Genomic DNA, 19,082 nt, shown 5'->3' with positions numbered 1-19,082 from the left:
AGCTATTCTTATCGAATACTCACACTGGATACCGACAGATGATGACGACACTCGAAACCCCATCTGTGCTTTCCAGTTCGCAGCGCCGCTGCCAGGTACTGTTGATGCTCTATCAGCCCGGCTTTGCCGTTACCCCGCAAACCATTGTTGATATCAATGGGGTCGATGATGATACCGCACGGCAAGATATAGCCGAGACCCGCTTTGAAATCCAGCGCTATCACCGGCTAGACATCACCACGCACCATGACGGCAGCTACCGGATTGAAGGCACGACCCTCGATCAACGCTTATGCCTGTTGCAGTGGTTACGTCGGGCGCTGCGCCTTTGTCCGCATTTTGTTTCCCGCCAGTTTACCCCAGCGCTTAAAACTGAACTTAAACAACTGGGAATTGCGCGCACGCTTTATGACGATACCAACCTGCGCGCGCTGATTAACTTCTGCTCGCGCCGCCTGCAGCGCCAGTTTGAGTGTCGTGATATCCAGTTTTTGCAGCTCTATCTGCAATATTGCCTGATTCAACATCATTTGGGCCAGACACCGCTGTTTTCGCCGATTCAGCGCAACTGGACTCAATCACGTGGTGAATATTCTACGGCGGAGGAAATCGTCCGCCACTGGCAGCGCCGCGTGTTGCAAATGCCCCATATTGACGAGCACATCTTCCTGTCCCTGCTGTTTATGATGTTAAGAACGCCCGATCCGCTTCGGGATGTACACCAGCAGGATGAACGCCTGCGTCGTGCCATTACTCGCATGATAGGTCGCTTTCGCGGGCAAACGGGGATGCGTTTTAGTGATGAACAGGGCTTAACGGATCAGCTGTACATTCATATTGCGCAGGCGCTCGATCGCTCCCTCTTTGGCATTGGTATCGACAACAGCCTGCCCGAGGAGATTGCGCGTCTTTATCCCCGCCTGATGCGCACTACGCGCGACGTTTTGTTTGAAATTGAGGCCGAGTTTGGGCTGCGGTTTTCGGAAGAAGAGATGAGTCTGGTCGCCGTGATTTTTGGTGCCTGGCTGATGCAGGAAACGGATCTGCACGAAAAGCAGGTCGTGTTACTCACGGGTGATGATAAAGCCTGTGAAGTCATCATTGAGGAACAGCTCAGGGAACTGACCTTACTGCCGCTCAACATTCGCTATCTCACGCTACAGGCCTTTCAGAAAGAAGGCGCCCCACGTGAGGCGGCGCTGGTGATTACACCTTACGCCACCGCCCTGCCGCTGTTCTCACCGCCGCTCATTCATGCCGTAGAGACGTTGAATGCGCAGCAGCAAGAACATATTCGCGTCATGCTGGAATCTTAACGAATTACGTCCGCGCCGCCACTTTGGGACGAACGAACAGCGCTGGCAGCGCTACCGCCGCCATCACCCAGAACACGCCGTGCCCCAGGTGTTGATAGAGGAAACCGGCAAAAACAGTCATCACTGCAATGCTGCCGCCCATCGCCACGGCGGAATAGACGGCCTGGAGGCGAATCACTTCGCTTCCCTGTCGCGCAGCGATATAACGCATCGCGGCAAGATGGCACACGGTAAAGGTGCCGCAGTGAAGGATCTGCGCCACGATGAGCCACGGCAGCTCGGTGGTCCAGCCCATAATGCCCCAGCGTAAGATGCCGCAAACGGCAGAGAGCAACAGCAAATCCCGCGCACCAAAGCGGCGGAAAAGCTTTTTGCTCAGGGCGAAGATAATGACCTCCGCCACCACCCCGAGCGACCAGAGATACCCTATCGCCGAAGCCGAATAACCCGCCCCCTGCCAGTAGATTGCGCTAAACCCATAGTATGCCGCATGTGCTCCCTGGAGCAGACACACGCACGCCAGAAAACGCCAGCTCTGGGTAATCAAGGTCCGCCACGCGGGCCATCCTGCGCTATCGCTTTCCTGTTGGCGGTTTTCGCCCTGCGGCATAATCGACGGGCGCAGCAGCATTCCCAGCAACATCGAGGCAATACCCACGCTTAACAGCGCCAGAATCGCGTGGTAGTCATAAAGGCTGACCAGCTTACCCACCAGCGCCGAGCCAATCACAAAGGCAACCGAGCCCCACAGGCGTACGCGGCCATAGTCCATCGTTATCTGTTTTTGCCACGTATTTGCTAACGCATCCGTCAGCGGCACCAGCGGCGAGAAAAAGAGGTTGAAACCGACCATCACCACCATCAGCCAGGCAAACTGCTGGCTCACCCAGAAGGCCGCCAGAAAGACCAGCGTGAGCAGCGCCAGAATGCGCATGGCCTTGATCAGCAAAGAGGGATCGCTCACGCGCGGGGCAATCAGCAAACTCCCCAGAAAACGCGCCACCAGGCCCGCTCCCAGCAGAATACCGATGGTTTCTGGCGTCAGGCCAATCCCTGCGAGCCAGACGCTCCAGAAAGGCAGAAAAACGCCGTAACTAAAGAAATAGGTAAAATAGCTGAGCGCCAGCCAGCGTGTGGAATGCAAAACCATGAATCCCTCCCGTTTTGGAGGCGCTAGTCTGGCGTTAAAAAGGGGCGGGTGCAAGCTGAGTCGCGCAGAGCAATTACGGGGAATTGGCTATTTATACGTGGAATTGCAGCTCAGCGCGCCGTGAGGACGAAATGTCTAAAGAACAACAAAAAATTAAGGCCGCTTGCGCGGCCTCTATTATTTCTGCATTGCAGAACTAGGCGTAAACCGGGAAACGCGCGCAGATATCCAGCACTTTACCTTTGATACGCTCAATGACCGCTTCGTCATTAATGTTATCAAGAACGTCGCACATCCAGCCAGCCAGCTCTTTCACTTCGGCTTCTTTGAAGCCACGGCGAGTCACCGCTGGAGAACCAATACGGATGCCAGAAGTCACAAACGGGCTTTTCGGATCGTTTGGCACGCTGTTTTTGTTCACGGTGATGTTCGCACGGCCAAGCGCCGCATCTGCTTCTTTACCGGTCAGGTTTTTGTCTACCAGATCCAGCAGGAACAGGTGGTTCTCAGTACCGCCAGAAACCACTTTGTAGCCACGATTCAGGAACACTTCGACCATCGCTTTGGCGTTTTTAGCAACCTGCTGCTGATAAACCTTGAACTCTGGCTCCATGGCTTCTTTCAGCGCCACGGCTTTAGCCGCGATGACGTGCATCAGCGGGCCGCCCTGAGCGCTTGGGAAAACAGCTGAGTTCAGCTTTTTGTACAGCTCTTCACTACCGCCTTTCGCCAGGATCAGGCCGCCGCGCGGACCCGCCAGGGTTTTGTGGGTAGTGGTGGTCACAACGTGTGCATGTGGAACCGGGTTAGGGTAAACGCCTGCGGCAATCAGACCTGCAACGTGTGCCATATCGACGAACAGATATGCACCAATGCTGTCTGCGATTTCACGCATTTTTGCCCAGTCAACCACGCCGGAATAAGCAGAGAAGCCACCGATAATCATCTTCGGTTTGTGTTCCTGCGCCTGCTTGGCCATGTCTTCGTAGTCAATTTTACCGGCTTCGTCGATGCCATAAGGAACGATGTTGTACAGTTTGCCGGAGAAGTTAACCGGAGAACCGTGAGTCAGGTGACCACCTTGTGCCAGGTTCATACCCAGAACGGTATCGCCCGGTTGCAGCAGTGCGGTGTAGACCGCGAAGTTAGCCTGAGAGCCAGAGTGCGGCTGCACGTTTGCGTAGTCAGCGCCAAACAGTTCTTTTGCACGATCAATCGCCAGTTGTTCAACGATATCAACGTACTCGCAACCGCCGTAATAGCGTTTGCCCGGATAACCTTCAGCATATTTGTTGGTCAGCTGAGAACCCTGCGCCTGCATGACGCGCGGGCTGGTGTAGTTCTCGGAGGCGATCAGTTCAATGTGCTCTTCCTGACGTACTTTTTCCTGCTCCATAGCCTGCCACAGTTCGGCATCATAATCGGCAATGTTCATTTCACGCTTTAACATCCGCATCTCCTGACTCAGCTAACGATAAATTTTTGGCTTAAAAAGCCGGTCCTGTTGGACAACGGGCAACAGTATAACCGAATCGTTCTGTGATAACAGGTCTTGACAAACGATTTTACGCAAACGATTACCTCCACGCCACGCAAGGGTTTGTAGAATAAAGGCCTGGTGAATTTCAACGGATTTCTTTTCAGGTTTGTGATGCATATTTTTCACGTTGCAAAGAACCATTTACAACGCAGGGTTATTTTTTATAAGATGCATTTAAAATGAAACTTATAAATGACATTGAAGGAAGTTGCTATGTTAGACGCTCAAACCATCGCTACCGTTAAGGCTACTATTCCGCTGCTAGTGGAAACCGGTCCTAAACTCACCGCGCATTTTTACGATCGTATGTTCGCGCACAATCCTGAGCTCAAAGAAATTTTCAACATGAGCAACCAGCGCAACGGCGATCAACGTGAAGCGTTGTTTAACGCTATCGCGGCTTATGCCAGCAACCTCGAAAACCTGGCGGTTCTGCTGCCCGCGGTCGAAAAAATTGCGCAGAAGCACACCAGCTTCCAGATCAAACCTGAGCAGTACAACATTGTTGGTGAGCACCTGCTGGCGACGCTGGACGAATTGTATAACCCAGGCCAGGAAGTGCTGGATGCGTGGGGTAAAGCTTACGGCGTGCTGGCAAACGTGTTTATCAACCGTGAAGCACAAATTTACAGCGAACATGCAGAAAAGAGCGGCGGCTGGGAAGGCACTCGCGCCTTCCGCATCGTTGAGAAAACCCCGCGCAGCGCGCTGATTACCAGTTTTGAATTTGAACCTGTAGATGGTCTGCCTGTTGCTGATTATCAGCCAGGCCAATATTTGGGCGTATGGTTGAAGCCGAAAGGGTTCCCGCATCAGGAAATCCGTCAGTATTCCCTGACCCGCAAACCGAACGGGAAAGGCTATCGCATCGCGGTGAAACGCGAAGACGGCGGACAGGTTTCAACCTGGCTGCATCATCACGCTAACGTGGGCGACGTGGTTCATCTGGCATCGCCTGCTGGTGATTTCTTCATGGCCGTCGAAACCAACACGCCAGTGACTCTTATTTCAGCGGGCGTTGGCCAGACGCCCATGCTGGCGATGCTGGACACGCTTGCCAAAACCAACCATAGCGCACAGGTGAACTGGTTCCATGCAGCGGAAAATGGCGATGTGCATGCCTTCGCAGATGAAGTAAAAGCCCTGGCAACCACTCTGCCACACTTTGCTGCCCACACCTGGTATCGCCTGCCGACGGATGCCGATCGCGCAGCGCCACGTTTTGACAGCGAAGGTTTGATTGATTTACGTCAGCACGAAGGTCTGTTCAGCGCACCGGAGATGCAATTCTACGTATGTGGTCCGGTGGCATTTATGCAGTTTGCCGCGAAGCAGCTGGTTGAGCTGGGCGTGAACAAAGACAACATTCATTACGAATGTTTCGGCCCGCATAAGGTGTTGTAATGAGATGTCCCCTCCCGGACGGGAGGGGAATTATGTGGATTAGATTGCCGCGTCGTCTTCTTCACCCGTACGAATACGAATGACGCGAGCCACATCAAAGACGAAGATTTTGCCGTCGCCAATTTTACCGGTCTGCGCGGTACGGATAATGGTATCCACGCAGGTATCCACGATATCGTCGGTCACCACAATTTCGATTTTCACTTTCGGCAGGAAGTCCACCATGTACTCTGCGCCACGGTACAATTCGGTGTGGCCCTTTTGACGACCAAAGCCTTTCACTTCCGTTACCGTCATCCCCGTGATGCCGACTTCCGCCAGCGCTTCACGTACATCATCCAGTTTGAAAGGTTTAATAATCGCATCAATTTTTTTCATGGTGGGTCCTTAAACGCTTGCCTGTTTGCAGCCTCGTAATCGATTGCTCACAGTATCATATTGAATCGGTTTTTGCGGTATTACTCTTTAAAATCGTTGGCTTCCAGCTCGTGGCGCGACAGCAGTTTATAAAACTCGGTACGGTTGCGTCCGGCCATGCGCGCAGCGTGCGTCACGTTGCCCTTGGTTATCTGCAATAACTTACGCAAATAGTTTAGTTCGAACTGATTGCGTGCCTCAACAAACGTCGGCAGCGCGGTATTTTCCCCTTCCAGGGCTTGTTCTACGAGCGCGTCGCCAATGACCGGCGATGAAGTCAGCGCCACGCACTGTTCAATCACGTTCACCAGCTGGCGTACGTTACCCGGCCAGGCGGCTGTCATCAGGCGTTTCATCGCATCGGTAGAAAACGCGCGAACAAAAGGTTTGTGCCGTTCAGCCGACTGACGCAGCAGATGGTTTGCCAGCAGGGGAATATCTTCTGCTCGTTCCGCTAGTGCAGGAATTTTTAGGTTCACCACGTTCAGGCGGTAATAGAGATCTTCTCGAAACTCTTTGCGCTCCATCGCCTTGGGCAAATCACGGTGCGTCGCGGAGATAATACGCACGTTAATATTGATATCCCGATTGCTGCCCAGCGGGCGGACTTTTCGCTCCTGCAAGACGCGCAGCAGTTTGACCTGCAAAGGGATGGGCATATCGCCAATCTCATCGAGAAACAGCGTGCCGCCTTCCGCAGCCTGGAATAGCCCTTCCCTGCTGCTTACCGCGCCGGTAAATGCGCCGCGCGCGTGGCCAAAGAGTTCGGACTCCAGAAGTTGTTCCGGCAGCGCCCCGCAGTTAATGGCAATAAACGCATTTTTGCTGCGCGGACTGGCATTGTGAATCGCCTGGGCGAAGATCTCTTTACCGGTTCCGCTCTGGCCGTTAATCAGCAGGCTGACGTCCGATTGCGCTACCATCCGCGCCTGTTCGAGCAGGCGCAGCATAATCGGACTACGGGTAACGATCGATTCACGCCATTTTTCATCCACGGACGGTGCCGAGTGCTCAAGTGCGTCATCGATGGCTTTGTACAGCGCATCTTTATCTACCGGCTTGGTCAGGAAGCTGAATACCCCTTGTTGGGTAGCGGCGACTGCATCAGGAATAGAACCGTGCGCCGTCAAAATAATCACTGGCATGCCTGGCTGGAGCTTCTGGATTTCAACAAACAGCTGCATGCCGTCCATTTCGTCCATGCGCAGGTCGCTTATCACCAGATCGACTTTTTCGCGCCCCAGCGCTTTTAACCCCTCCTGCCCGCTTTCGGCGGTGACGACGCTATAGCCTTCACTGACCAGACGCATCCCAAGCAGCTTAAGCAAGCCGGGATCGTCGTCCACCAGCAGGAGATGGGCAGGTTTGCGGCTTGTCATGGCTTCACATCCTCTTGTTTCGGTATATCACCATCCGGGTCCGGCGTGGACGTCGAATGTGCACCGCCTTTCGAGCCGTCCGGCAAATAGTTGCTGGCCGGTTTACGGGTGGAAAGTTGCCGCTCGATATCCGTCAAATTTTCCAGCTTGCGGGTGGTGGTATCAAGCTGTGAGCGTAAGTACTGTTGCTGTTGACGCAGCGTGTCCAGCTCGCCATCGGCAGATTGTTGCAGCTTGCTGTAGCGAGAGCGTTCTTCGGCAAGCTGGAGTTGCAACACCTGCCCGTTCCGCCAAAGCTGATAAAGCGGACGCACCTGCGCCGGAATTTGTGGGCTCAACGCATCGAGGCGCGTGGTATTGGCACGACGCTCAACCGGATTGATTTTGGCGTTAGCCAGCAGGATGCCGCGTTTAAAGGTGTCCTGCCAGGTGTCGTCCGCCCACTGATGGGCCTGCGCACGCGCTGCGGCTGGAGCAAGACGGTCGGCACAGTCCATACTGCGCAGCCAGAAAAGCGGGTTAGCTTCAACGTCATGGCCTGCAAGCAACCAGATGTTATCGCACTCTGTTGATAAGAAATCCGCCAACTGGTGCTCAGGCAATTTATCGTCTTGTTTGTCGCTGATAGCACTTTTTGGCGTATGAGAAACACATCCGGCCAGGAAGAGACATGGCAGGCCTAATCGTAAGATTTTGCTGGAAAACGCCGCGTTAATCGCGCGGAAAAGGACGTGTGACATACTCACCAGACTTAGATTCATTTCATTGATTTTTCGGCTCAAGAGGCAGTTCGATACGAAAGCAAACATCGGCGCGAACATCGTGCGAGATGTGTAACTCTCCATGCATACGTCGTATGCAGTCGCGGGCAATGCTTAAGCCCAAACCACTTCCTTTTACCGCACCTTTTCGCTGATGACTTCCCTGGAAAAAGGGTTCAAAAATCATCACTTTTTCGTCATCCGGAATAGGAGTACCGGTGTTGGCGACGTCGATACACACCCGCGAACCGTTGGTAAAACTGCGAATATAAATGTTACCGGATTCAGTACCGTAGTGCACCGCATTGGAATAAAGATTATCCAGCACGCTCATTAACAGCATAGGTTCGGCATAACAAACCGGCTCCTGAAGATCGATCTCAGTACGCATCATTTTAGCCCGTGCAGGCAAGCTATGCGCAGAACGGACCATATCCACCAGCGGTTCAATTTCTACTTTTTCGAGCTCAACGGCACCATCGGCGAGCTTGCGGTTGTAATCCAGCAGTTGCTCAATCAGCTTTTGCAGATTACGGCTGCTGGCGTCGAGAATATCGACAATCTCTTTTTGTTCAGGACTCAGCGGTCCTGCAACTTCGTCTGCCAACAGCTCGGTGCCTTCACGCATGCTGGCAAGCGGCGTTTTTAGTTCGTGGGAGATGTGGCGTAAAAACTGATGGCGCTGAGATTCCAGCCACGCCAGACGTTCGGAAAGCCAGATGATCCGTTGCCCGACGGATCGCAATTCGCGTGGCCCCTTGAATACAACAGTATTCCCAAGCGACTTTCCCTCTCCCAGTCGATTGATCATCCGCTCTATCCCTTTCACCGGGCCGATTATCATACGCGTGAACAGCAATACCAGCCCCAGACTCACCAGAAACAGCACCAGTGCCTGCCAGCCAAAGAATTGACCGCGCTCCGCGATCTCCTGCTGAAGCTGCTGCCCGCGAGAGAAAACGACCGTGCGCGTCGATTGCACCATTTCGGTATTAGCGTTGGCAAAAGCTTCTAAGCGAGTGGTTGCGACAGCATCAGGGCCGCTGTTTTTACACTGTAGCTGGGCCAGATCGTTGAGATCCTGACGCAAGGTTTGATAGAGCTTATCGTCAGGGAGCACACCCGCATGGGCATCAAGCATTTCGCTGTAACGTCTGCGTTGATTTTGATAGACCTTTTCCAGCGTGCGATCGTCCAGGACACAATATTGACGATAGCTACGTTCCATCTCCAGCGCAGCATTGGTCATGGCCTCGCTGCGACGGGCATCGATGAGCGTTGTGCGATTGGTTAACGCGGCCTGGGCGCTGAGCGCATTGAGGCTCTGCCACGCCTGCCATGCCAAAACCAGCAGCGGTAACAAGATCAGCAAAAATGCCATCATTACTAACTGTCGCAGGGAGCGAGGAAAAAGGGACCAGCGTTTCAACGCATTACTCTCTCTGAAAAGGGGTTAAGAGAGACTAACCGAGTCTGTCCTTCAGATACAACAAAGCCGGGTAAAAACCCGGCTTTGTTATGCAATGAGGCGGTGCCTTACTCGACGTTTCGCCCGGGGTCTGATAAAGCAGAGCTATAATCAGTAGTTGGACGGCAGGCACCTTTTTGTGCGTCATTCGAAGTTTATGTAGCGCGTCCCGAAGGGGCTGACATAAGAAGGTGAATGAGCCACTGGTTAATATTATGCAACACTCATGCCAAAAAGCAAAATAAATTTTTAACATGCTGAAAAGTATGATTATTACTACAATAACACGTTAGTTATTCACTGAATGATTTCCAGGCTACGTGTCGCTTATTAGCAACACCTTATAAGCGACTTCTGGACTACTATAAAAATCAGTGAGTTACGTGTCTCCATTTGGAGACACTGTAATATGCTCTTTGTCGTGCATTCACGACACCAATAAAAAAGCCCGGCAGGCTGTGCTTACCGGGCTGAGAAGTTCAAAAACTAAACGTTAACCGAGCTGTTTGCGCGCATTGCGGAAGATGCGCATCCACGGGCTATCCTCGCCCCAGTTTTCTGGGTGCCAGGAGTTGCTCACGGTACGGAAAACGCGCTCCGGATGCGGCATCATCACCGTAACGCGACCGCTTTCGCTGGTCACCGCAGTGATGCCGTTTGCTGAACCGTTCGGGTTGGCTGGGTAGGTTTGCGTCACCTTGCCAAAGTTATCCACGAAGCGCAGCGCCACCAGACCTTTGCTTTCCAGCGTCGCGAGATGCGCCGCATCGCGCACTTCGACCTGGCCTTCGCCATGTGAAACCGCGATTGGCATTTGCGAACCGACCATGCCTTGCAGAAGCAGAGACGGGCTTTGTGTCACTTCAACCAGGCTAAAGCGCGCCTCGAAGCGATCGGACTGGTTACGCACAAAGCGCGGCCAGGCTTCACTGCCGGGGATCAGCTCACGCAGATTCGACATCATCTGGCAGCCGTTGCACACGCCCAGCGCCAGCGTTTGTGGACGGTGGAAGAAGGTTTCGAACTCATCGCGCACGCGATGGTTGAACAGAATGGACTTCGCCCAGCCTTCACCCGCGCCCAGTACGTCACCGTAAGAGAATCCACCGCAGGCTACCAGCGCCTGGAAATCTTCCAGACCAATACGGCCTGCCAGCAGGTCGCTCATGTGTACATCGATGGCATCAAAGCCCGCGCGGTGGAATGCCGCCGCCATCTCCACATGGGAGTTAACGCCCTGCTCGCGCAGAACCGCGACTTTTGGACGCGCGCCGGTAGCAATGTATGGCGCAGCAATATCCTCACTGATGTCGAAGGTGAGCTTCACGTTCAGGCCCGGATCGTTATCTCTGGCTTTCGCGTCGTGCTCTTGATCGGCGCATTCAGGGTTATCACGCAGACGCTGCATCTGCCAGGTCGTTTCCGCCCACCACATACGCAGCGTAGAACGGCTTTCGCTGAATACCGCATGGCCATCAGCTTCAATGACAAAACGATCGCCAGTTACGGCTTTACCCAGATAATGCACGCAGTCAGCCAGACCATGTTGCGCCAGTACCGCTTCGACGGTGTCACGATCCGCAGCGCGAACCTGAATCACCGCGCCCAGCTCTTCATTGAACAACGCGGCCAGACGATCGTCGCCAAGCGCTGCAATGTTAGCTTCAACGCCGCAGTGGCCAGTAAAGGCCATCTCCGCCAGGGTAACCAGCAGGCCGCCGTCTGAACGGTCGTGGTAGGCCAACAGTTGACGTGCCGCGACAAGCGCCTGAATCGCGTCGTAGAACCCTTTAAGCTGTGTGGCATCGCGCACGTCCGCCGGCTTGTCACCCAACTGGCGATATACCTGCGCCAAAGCCGTTGCGCCCAGCGCGTTATGACCTTTGCCCAAATCGATCAGCAGCAAGGCGTTATCTTCGGTCGACAGCTGCGGCGTGATGGTATGGCGCACATCTTCTACGCGCGCAAAAGCGGTGATAACCAGCGACAGCGGAGAGGTCATCTCGCGCTGCTCGCTGCCTTCCTGCCAGCGGGTTTTCATCGACATGGAGTCTTTGCCAACTGGAATCGTCAGACCCAGCGCTGGACAAAGCTCCTCACCCACCGCTTTAACCGCTTCGTAAAGGCCTGCATCTTCGCCCGGGTGACCAGCAGCAGCCATCCAGTTTGCAGAAAGCTTAATACGCTTGATATCGCCAATTTGCGTGGCGGCAATATTGGTCAGCGCTTCGCCCACAGCCAGGCGACCAGAGGCCGCAAAATCCAGCAGCGCGACAGGGGTACGTTCACCGAGCGCCATCGCTTCACCGTAATAGCTATCGAGACTCGCGGTGGTAACAGCGCAGTTCGCAACCGGTACTTGCCATGGTCCAACCATCTGATCGCGCGCCACCATGCCGGTGACCGAGCGGTCGCCAATGGTGACCAGGAAGGTTTTTTCCGCTACCGCAGGCAGATGCAGAACGCGATTTACCGCATCGGCAATAGTGATACCGTGAAGATCCAGCGGTTTACCAACGGCTTTACGGGTTTGCACGTTGCGGGTCATTTTCGGGGTTTTGCCCAGCAGCACGTCCAGCGGCAGGTCGATAGGCTGGTTGTCAAAATGCGGGTCGTTCATGGTCAGGTGCAGTTCTTCTGTTGCCTCACCGATAACCGCATACGGAGCGCGCTCGCGACGGCACAGCTCATCGAACAGCGGAAGCTGATCGGCTGCCACCGCCATGACATAGCGTTCCTGTGATTCGTTACACCAGATCTCTAACGGGCTCATGCCCGGTTCGTCGCTCAGGATCTTGCGCAGATCGAAACGACCGCCGCGACCACCGTCGCTCACCAGTTCCGGCATAGCGTTCGACAGACCGCCCGCCCCCACATCGTGGATAAACAGGATTGGGTTGGCGTCACCCAACTCCCAGCAGCGGTCGATCACTTCCTGGCAGCGACGCTCCATTTCCGGGTTGTCGCGCTGAACGGAGGCAAAATCAAGATCGGCATCCGACTGACCGGAGGCCATTGAAGAGGCAGCCCCACCGCCCAGACCGATATTCATCGCCGGACCGCCCAGCACGATCAGTTTCGCGCCCACGACGATCTCGCCTTTTTGTACGTGATCGGCGCGAATATTGCCGATCCCGCCCGCCAGCATGATCGGCTTGTGGTAGCCGCGCAGCTCTTCACCGTTGTGGCTCTCGACTTTCTCTTCATAGGTACGGAAGTAGCCGTTCAGCGCCGGGCGTCCAAACTCATTGTTAAACGCAGCACCGCCGAGCGGGCCTTCGGTCATGATGTCGAGCGCAGTTACGATACGTTCTGGCTTACCAAAATCTTCTTCCCATGGCTGTTCAAAGCCCGGAATACGCAAGTTGGAAACAGAGAAACCAACCAGACCCGCCTTTGGCTTAGCGCCACGACCTGTTGCGCCTTCATCGCGAATTTCGCCACCGGAACCGGTAGCCGCACCCGGCCAGGGCGAAATCGCCGTTGGATGGTTATGGGTTTCGACTTTCATCAGGATATGCGTTGGCTCCTGATGGAAGTCGTAACGCCCTGCTTCACGATCGGCGTAGAAGCGACCCACGTCGGAACCTTCCATTACCGCAGCGTTGTCTTTATAAGCTGACAGCACGTGATCGGGGATTTTCTCGAAGGTGTTTTTAATCATCTTGAACAGCGACTTCGGCTGCTCTACGCCGTCGATTACCCAATCGGCGTTGAAAATTTTGTGACGGCAGTGCTCAGAGTTGGCCTGCGCGAACATATACAGTTCGATGTCATTAGGGTTGCGATTCAGCTTTACGAACGCATCCTGCAGGTAATCAATCTCGTCGTCCGCCAGCGCCAGACCTAAGCGGAGGTTGGCATCAATCAGTGCCTGACGCCCCTGCCCCAGCAGATCCACACTTTGCACCGGTGCAGGCTGGTGATGAGCAAAAAGCTGCTGCGCGTCGTCCAGAGAGGCAAACACACTCTCCATCATGCGATCGTGCAGTTCATCAGCCACCGTCTGCCACTGTTCCGCGGTCAGCGTTGAGGCTTCAACATAGTACGCCACGCCACGTTCCAGACGGTTAATCTGGCTCAGGCCGCAGTTATGGGCGATGTCAGTCGCTTTGGAAGACCAGGGGGAGATGGTACCCGGGCGAGGCGTCGCAAGAATAAGTTTGCCGGTTGGCGTGTGGCTACTCAGGCTCGGGCCATACTTAAGCAGGCGCCCGAGCTGCTCTTGCTGCTGCGCGTTCAACGGCGCGTTCAGGTCAGCAAAATGGACATACTCAGCGTATATAGTGCTTACCGGAAGGTCGGCTGCCTGAAAACGTGCCAGCAGTTTGTTGATACGGAAGGCAGACAGTGCAGGCGAACCACGCAGAATTTCCATCATAAGTCTCTCGTCTTCGAAGCGCCTGAGGCGCTTACAGTGTGCGCAAGGGGAAAACGGGCGTCATTATAGAGAATCCTGAGCCTCGACGAAACCGTTTGCGTGGAAATAAAATCGACATTTGTTTTTATCAATAGATGTGACCGAACTCTCTAATTTGTTGCCAACTGGCGCAAGTTTGCGCAAAATGCCGCTCAATCAATGGTAAACCTTATTCATAACATGACTACAGCACACTGAGGCATCGCACGGCGCAGAGAATTAACTAATTGAAAAAATTCAAGATTAATTATCTGCTCATCGGCATCGTCACCTTGCTGCTGGCAGCGGCCTTATGGCCATCAATTCCCTGGTTCGGTAAAGCCGAAAACCGCATCGCCGCGATTCAGTCGCGGGGGGAATTGCGCGTCAGTACCATTAGTTCCCCGCTGACGTATAGCAACGTTAACGGCAAAATCATCGGCCTTGACTATGAGCTGGCACAACAGTTCGCCGACTACCTTGGCGTAAAGCTGACTATCACCGTGCGTCAAAATATCAGCCAGCTCTTTGACGATCTTGATAACGACAATGCTGACATGCTGGCTGCGGGTCTGGTCTATAACAGCGAGCGCAGTAAGAGCTATCAGCCGGGGCCGACCTACTATTCCGTATCCCAACAGCTGGTGTATCGCGTCGGCAACGTGCGTCCGCGGACGCTGGCAGCGCTCAACGAGCAGCAGTTGACCATCGCACCAGGTCATGTGGTCATCGACGATCTGCGAGCCCTGCAAGAGACTAAATTCCCCGAGCTTAGCTGGAAGGTCGATGAGAAGCTGGGTACGACGGCGTTACTTGAGCAAGTGAAGGATAAAAAGCTGGCTTACACCATCGCCGACTCCGTCGCGATAAGCCTGTTCCAGCGCGTGCACCCAGAAATTGCCGTCGCCCTCGATGTCACCGACGAGCAGCCTGTCACCTGGTTTAGCCCGCTGGATAACGATCAAACGCTCAGTGCAGCGATGCTCGATTTCTTTAACTCGATGAATGAAGACGGCACGCTGGCACGTCTTGAGGAAAAGTATCTCGGGCATGGCGGCGACTTCGACTATGTCGATACGCGTATTTTCCTGCGCTCGGTAGACAGCGTACTCCCGGATCTTCAGCCATTGTTTGAGAAATATGCTCAGGAGATCGACTGGCGTTTGCTGGCGGCAATTTCCTATCAGGAATCACATTGGGACGCGCAAGCCACTTCACCGACCGGCGTGCGCGGGCTAATGATGCTGACCAAGAATACGGCGCAAAGCCTTGGTCTGACCGATCGTACCGATGCTGAACAGAGCATTAGCGGCGGCGCACGTTATTTGCAGGACATGATGGCGAAAGTGCCGGAAACCGTGCCTGAAGAGGAACGTATCTGGTTTGCGCTGGCGGCGTATAACATGGGTTACGCGCACATGCTCGATGCACGCGCGTTGACGGCCAAAACCAAAGGCAATCCGGATAGCTGGTCTGATGTTAAACAACGCTTACCGTTGCTTAGCCAAAAGCCCTGGTATAACAAGCTGACCTACGGCTATGCGCGCGGGCACGAAGCGTATGCTTACGTGGAAAATATCCGTAAATATCAGATAAGCCTGGTCGGTTATCTGATGGAAAAAGAGAAGGAAGTGACCGAGGCTAAACAACTGGCGCAGAGTTATCCGGTGGTATCACTGAATGAAGTTAATCATCCGACAACTTCAATTCTGCCTTTTGTTGCTTTTTCTGCTGACGGCGCATTCGAAAGAAATCACTTAATAGCCCCGAACACTCTGGTGCAAGCACCCCGCCGATAATCTGTACCTGATGATTCATACCTGGATGCCCAAGCACATCCAACAGCGAACCTGCCGCACCGGACTTTTCATCACGCGCACCGTAGACCAGCGTACCAATGCGGCTGTGGATCATCGCGCCGGAGCACATGACACAAGGCTCCAGGGTGACGTACAGCGTGGTTTCCAGCAGACGATAGTTTTGTAGCACCAACCCGCCCTGCCTCAGCGCAATAATTTCGGCGTGAGCGGTAGGATCGTGACGACCGATCGGGCGATTCCAGCCTTCACCAATCACCTGATTGTTATGCACCAGTACGGCACCCACGGGCACTTCGCCCTCGTCCCAGGCACGTTGGGCCAGGTTGAGCGCGTGGCGCATCCAGTATTCATGATTGAGTTCGAGGTCGGACAACGGGTAATACTCCAGTCTGGAAAGCGGGCGCATTATACACACCCGTTATGGTTAACACTATTCCAGTTGCTGAAGTTCACCTGATGGTGTGACGCGAAAGCGATGCTCGCAGAAATACAGCAGCGGGTTATCTTGTTTACTGTCGCTGTAACCACTGTGCAGACGCAGCGGCGTACCAATTTTTTTCTCGAGTTGCACCACCTTCTCATGCCCAAGGCAGCGCATCGTCAGCACCCATCCACCATAGGCGCGGCCAATTTGCGTGGCGATAAGATTGACGCGCGGGAGCCACGGCGTATCGAAATAGACCTGCTCCACCAGCGGCTGGGGCGAACCGGTTATTAGCCAGATATCGGCATCATTGGCATTCAAATAATGCGTCAGACGATCCTGGACGACCGGAAACGCGGTGACGTGACCGCGAAACCAGACGGCAAAATCCTGTTCCAGCTGCTTGAGGCGCACCTCACTATGGCCGAAAGTGCAGCCCCACAGCAGCAGGCTCATCGGCCACCGCGCCGCACGTCCTTTCATCAACAACGCCATGCCAATCACCGGCAAAAGCGGCAGCACGAGCAGCGCGTTTAGAGGCTGTCGACGCAGCAGATAGCGCATAAATGTGCCAAACATGTCCTGCTGATGCAGCGTTCCGTCTAAATCAAAAAAAACGACACGACGCTCGTGATTAGCCAAACCTTACTCCTCTGGATCGTTGAACCCTAAAAGCCAGGTAAACAAGAACCCGGCAATTACCGCTACCAGATAGCCTAACAGATAGAACATGACTTTTCCGGTCACGATGGTTAATGCCAGTGGTAAACCGGAAATCCCAAAGGTAATGACCGTCGCCACTTTCCAGTAACTAATGAGCGCACCGCCAACCGCACCTCCCAGACATGCTCCCAGGAAAGGCTTGCCGAGCGGCAACGTGACCCCAAAAATAAGGGGCTCGCCAATACCCAATAATCCTACTGGCAGTGCCCCTTTAATGACTTTTTTCAAACGCTGGTTACGGGTTTTCATCAGTACTGCAATCGCCGCACCAACCTGCCCTACGCCCGCCATCGACAGAATCGGCAGCAGCGCGTTATACCCATGAGCCTGCACCAGCTCCACGTGAATGGGCACCAGACCCTGATGTAAGCCCGTGAGCACCAGCGGCAGGAAGGTCCCGGACAGAATCGCACCTACTGCCAGACCACCACGATCGATAGCCAGAGAAGCACCGTGCGCAATGGCATCGGAGATCAAGCCCCCCAGCGGCTGTAGGGCCACAATAGCGATAGTGCCCGTAATTAGCGTCGTCAGCAGCGGGTTAAGGATCAGTTCAATCGAGCCGGGCAAAACGTTGCGCAGCCGTTTCTCAATCCAACACATCAGGACCACCACCAGCAGCACCGCAATGACTCCGCCACGTCCTGGCTGTAATGCCTCGCCAAACAGGGTGATCTGCGCCAGCTGCGGGCTGGAAAGGATCCCTGCCATCACCCCACCCATTGCCAGCGATCCGCCAAAAACTTTCGCGGCGTTGACGCCAACCAGAATGTTCATGATGGCAAACACTGCGCTGCCAAAAATGCCCAAAATTCCGAGCATATTGGGATAGTGCGTAGCGAAATCCCCAACGATATCCGGGCGCTTGAGGATGTTGATAATCCCGGTTATCAGACCAGAGGCGATAAAGGCAGGAATCAGCGGAATAAAGACGTTTGCCAACTGTCGCAGCGCATCGCTCATTGGGGCTTTATATTTGGCTTTCGCCTGCGCTTTATTGCGATCGGCGTCATCAATCGCAACCGAACCTTCTGCGCCCATCAGCGCACGCATTGCGTCCACAACTTTTGCGGCTTTGCCGGGGCCGACAATCAGTTGATGCTGCGCCCCTTGCTTAACATAGCCACTCACGCCAGAAAGCGTTTTCAGGCGAGCGAGATCGAGCTTTTCGTCATCCTGAACTTCAACCCGCACACGCGTCATGCAGTTTTCCAGACGCAGAATATTTTTCTCCCCGCCAATCCCCTGCAAAATATCGCTGGCGAGCGCTGCTGTTTTTTCCATATACGCCTCTGCTGTTCTAGTTTTCTAATGCAGCCCGCAAGAATCCCTGGTGCGCATCAAGTTTTGCTCGTGCGGCAGCGGCGTCCAGCCCGCTGAGGATCATCAAAATGGCCGGTTTAACATCATGATCGGTTTGTTTGAGTACCGCTTCGGCTTCCTCACGGCTCGCGCCCGTAGCTTCCACCACCATACGGCAGGCCCGATCTACCAGCTTGATGTTAGAGGCTTTCATATCCACCATCAGGTTTTGATAGACCTTACCGAATTTCACCATTGCGCCCGTAGAGATCATGTTGAGCACCAGCTTTTGCGCGGTCCCGGACTTAAGGCGCGTTGAGCCAGTCAGTGCTTCTGGCCCCACAACCGGAGAGATGGCAATAGCCGCCACCTGCGCAATCGGGGAACCCGGGTTACAGGAGATAGCGACAGTGGTGCAACCTTGCTGATTGGCATATTCGAGCCCCCCAATGACATAAGGTGTACGTCCGGAAGCGGCAAGACCTACCACCAAATCCTCTGCGGTCAGGTTCAGTGCTTTGAGGTCGTCCTCCCCGAGCTGTTTATTATCTTCCGCCCCCTCAACCGCCTTTAGCAGTGCGCCTGGACCTCCGGCAATAAGCCCGATAACCAGACCGTGAGGGACACCAAACGTCGGCGGGCATTCAGAAGCATCAAGTACGCCAAGACGTCCGCTGGTCCCTGCACCCATGTAAATAATGCGCCCCCCGCTTTTCAGCGATTGTGCGGCGGCGTCAACGGCTTTCGCCACCTCGGGCAATGTCTCTTTCACTGCCTGCGCGACCAGCGTATCCTGTTGATTAAAACGGGTTACAAGGTCAAGCGTGGAGAGCGCATCGAGATCCATGGTTTGCGGATTACGGGTTTCAGAAACTAACTGGCCTAGATTCATCTTTTACACCTCAAGAATTTTTAATTCATAATAACCGTACTATAATGGAATATAAAATTCATTCAGGCGAGTATATTTCTGGATTTG

The 19,082-nt window shown here is 54.2% G+C and carries 14 protein-coding genes; 3 read left to right on the top strand and 11 right to left on the bottom strand.

From position 1 onward, the window contains the following. Positions 1-38: 38 nt before the first annotated feature. Entirely contained in the window at positions 39-1,316 is a 1,278-nt protein-coding gene (gene csiE / locus AC6EMZ_RS06030) for a stationary phase inducible protein CsiE (RefSeq protein ID WP_498401528.1), read from the top strand. Positions 1,317-1,320: 4 nt separating this feature from the next. On the opposite strand, the gene AC6EMZ_RS06025 is transcribed toward csiE, so the two are convergent. After that, complete coding sequence (locus AC6EMZ_RS06025; RefSeq protein WP_498401527.1) at positions 1,321-2,466, bottom strand: 3-phenylpropionate MFS transporter; 1,146 nt, start codon at positions 2,464-2,466, stop codon at positions 1,321-1,323. Between the two features lie 196 nt (positions 2,467-2,662). Next, positions 2,663-3,916: a serine hydroxymethyltransferase gene (gene glyA / locus AC6EMZ_RS06020; protein WP_498401526.1), complete on the bottom strand. Its 1,254-nt coding sequence runs from the start codon at positions 3,914-3,916 to the stop codon at positions 2,663-2,665. 303 nt (positions 3,917-4,219) lie between these two features. Here glyA and hmpA point away from each other — a divergent pair, with 303 nt between their 5' ends. Beyond that, positions 4,220-5,410, top strand: a complete 1,191-nt coding sequence (hmpA, locus tag AC6EMZ_RS06015) for an NO-inducible flavohemoprotein (RefSeq protein WP_498401525.1) — start codon at positions 4,220-4,222, stop codon at positions 5,408-5,410. A gap of 39 nt (positions 5,411-5,449) precedes the next feature. Here hmpA and glnB read toward each other — a convergent pair whose 3' ends face one another. The 5 genes from glnB to purL all read right to left on the bottom strand — a co-directional run bounded on the left by glnB (position 5,450) and on the right by purL (position 13,816). Beyond that, positions 5,450-5,788, bottom strand: coding sequence for a nitrogen regulatory protein P-II (gene glnB / locus AC6EMZ_RS06010; RefSeq protein ID WP_002914032.1), 339 nt, complete (start codon positions 5,786-5,788; stop codon positions 5,450-5,452). Positions 5,789-5,868: 80 nt separating this feature from the next. Further along, positions 5,869-7,206 (bottom strand): two-component system response regulator GlrR, encoded by a 1,338-nt coding sequence (gene glrR, locus AC6EMZ_RS06005; protein WP_498401523.1) that lies wholly within the window; start codon positions 7,204-7,206, stop codon positions 5,869-5,871. Beyond that, entirely contained in the window at positions 7,203-7,967 is a 765-nt protein-coding gene (gene qseG, locus AC6EMZ_RS06000; RefSeq protein WP_498401522.1) for a two-component system QseEF-associated lipoprotein QseG, read from the bottom strand. Before qseG ends, glrR begins: the two co-directional genes overlap by 4 nt. A 1-nt stretch (position 7,968) precedes the next feature. Then, positions 7,969-9,396, bottom strand: coding sequence for a two component system sensor histidine kinase QseE/GlrK (gene qseE / locus AC6EMZ_RS05995; protein WP_498401521.1), 1,428 nt, complete (start codon positions 9,394-9,396; stop codon positions 7,969-7,971). A 532-nt stretch (positions 9,397-9,928) separates the two neighbouring features. Then, positions 9,929-13,816 carry a phosphoribosylformylglycinamidine synthase gene (purL, locus tag AC6EMZ_RS05990; protein ID WP_498401520.1) on the bottom strand — a complete coding sequence of 1,296 codons (3,888 nt, stop codon included), beginning with the start codon at positions 13,814-13,816 and terminating at the stop codon, positions 9,929-9,931. A 266-nt stretch (positions 13,817-14,082) separates the two neighbouring features. Here purL and mltF point away from each other — a divergent pair, with 266 nt between their 5' ends. Further along, on the top strand, positions 14,083-15,633 hold the full coding sequence (gene mltF, locus AC6EMZ_RS05985; RefSeq protein ID WP_498401519.1) for a membrane-bound lytic murein transglycosylase MltF: 1,551 nt from the start codon (positions 14,083-14,085) through the stop codon (positions 15,631-15,633). Here mltF and tadA read toward each other — a convergent pair. The 4 genes from tadA to murQ are packed head-to-tail and all read right to left on the bottom strand — an operon-like array spanning position 15,521 to position 18,995. Further along, positions 15,521-16,060: a tRNA adenosine(34) deaminase TadA gene (gene tadA, locus AC6EMZ_RS05980; RefSeq protein ID WP_498401518.1), complete on the bottom strand. Its 540-nt coding sequence runs from the start codon at positions 16,058-16,060 to the stop codon at positions 15,521-15,523. The genes mltF and tadA overlap by 113 nt on opposite strands. A gap of 24 nt (positions 16,061-16,084) precedes the next feature. Continuing rightward, complete coding sequence (gene yfhb, locus AC6EMZ_RS05975; RefSeq protein ID WP_498401517.1) at positions 16,085-16,720, bottom strand: phosphatidylglycerophosphatase C; 636 nt, start codon at positions 16,718-16,720, stop codon at positions 16,085-16,087. Between the two features lie 3 nt (positions 16,721-16,723). Next, on the bottom strand, positions 16,724-18,085 hold the full coding sequence (locus AC6EMZ_RS05970; protein ID WP_498401516.1) for a PTS transporter subunit EIIC: 1,362 nt from the start codon (positions 18,083-18,085) through the stop codon (positions 16,724-16,726). A gap of 16 nt (positions 18,086-18,101) precedes the next feature. Then, positions 18,102-18,995: an N-acetylmuramic acid 6-phosphate etherase gene (murQ, locus tag AC6EMZ_RS05965; protein ID WP_498401515.1), complete on the bottom strand. Its 894-nt coding sequence runs from the start codon at positions 18,993-18,995 to the stop codon at positions 18,102-18,104. Positions 18,996-19,082 lie beyond the last annotated feature (87 nt).

The sequence above is a fragment of the Enterobacter sp. SCRI0065 genome, assembly GCF_059766475.1.
This window is presented reverse-complemented; position numbering and strand designations above follow the sequence as displayed.